The organism is Neisseria sp. P0021.S006 (genome assembly GCF_051956895.1).
Genome location: NZ_JBQCWZ010000599.1, coordinates 1 through 818, shown reverse-complemented (window position 1 = coordinate 818; position 818 = coordinate 1). Strand labels below are relative to the sequence as shown.

Genomic DNA, 818 nt, shown 5'->3' with positions numbered 1-818 from the left:
GGTGTGCAGACCGGTGAAAGAAGGCAGGATGGACGGATGGATATTGATCAGGCGGTTTTCATAATGGGCGCAGAATTTGGGAGTCAAAATGCGCATAAAGCCCGCCAATACAACCAAATCGGGCTGATAGGCATCGATTTTTTCCATCATAGCCTGATCAAATGCCAGACGCGAGTCGAAGTTTTTATGGTTCAAACTGTCAGTGGCAATACCGCGCTCTGCCGCCCATGCCAATCCGGCAGCGGTCTCGCTGTTGCTCAATACGGCTGCAATGTTGGCATCGGGAATATTGGCATTCACAATCGCCTGCATATTGCTACCGCGTCCGGAAATAAGGATGACGATATTTTTCATCATAATTCCTTGTTTGTTTGGAACAAAGGCCGTCTGAAACGGAATTTTTCAGACGGCCTTTTATCCGTTGTTTAAGGGCGTAAGCCTTGATTCGGATTATTGAACTTTTTGTACGTCAACTTGTACTGGTTGTTGTGCAGCAGCATCAGGCGCGCCGACTTTAACCAGTTTCACGTCGAATACCAAAGTAGCGTTCGGGCCGATTTTATCGCCGGCGCCAACTTCGCGGTAAGCCAGTTTGGCCGGGATGTAGAATGTTGCTTCGCCGCCTTCTTTCAAGAGTTGGATACCTTCAGTCCAACCTGGAATCACTTGGCTTACAGGGAAGCTTGCAGGGCCGCCGTTGGCTTTGCTACTGTCAAATACGGTACCATCAATCAGACGGCCTTCGTATTCAACGGTAACCACATCGTCTTTAGTCGGTTTTTTGCCTTCGCCTTCTTTGGTGATTTTGTATTGCAGAC

General features: G+C 48.5%; 2 protein-coding genes. Both read right to left on the bottom strand.

Annotation, left to right across the window (positions count from 1 at the left end; translation table 11 throughout):
* Positions 1–354: phosphoribosylglycinamide formyltransferase (gene purN, locus ACTHUM_RS15950; RefSeq protein ID WP_440403415.1), on the bottom strand; the 354-nt coding region annotated here is incomplete at its 3' end.
* A 96-nt stretch (positions 355–450) separates the two neighbouring features.
* Positions 451–818, bottom strand: a 368-nt coding sequence (locus ACTHUM_RS15945; protein WP_440403414.1) for an FKBP-type peptidyl-prolyl cis-trans isomerase, incomplete at its 5' end; no start/stop codon positions are given.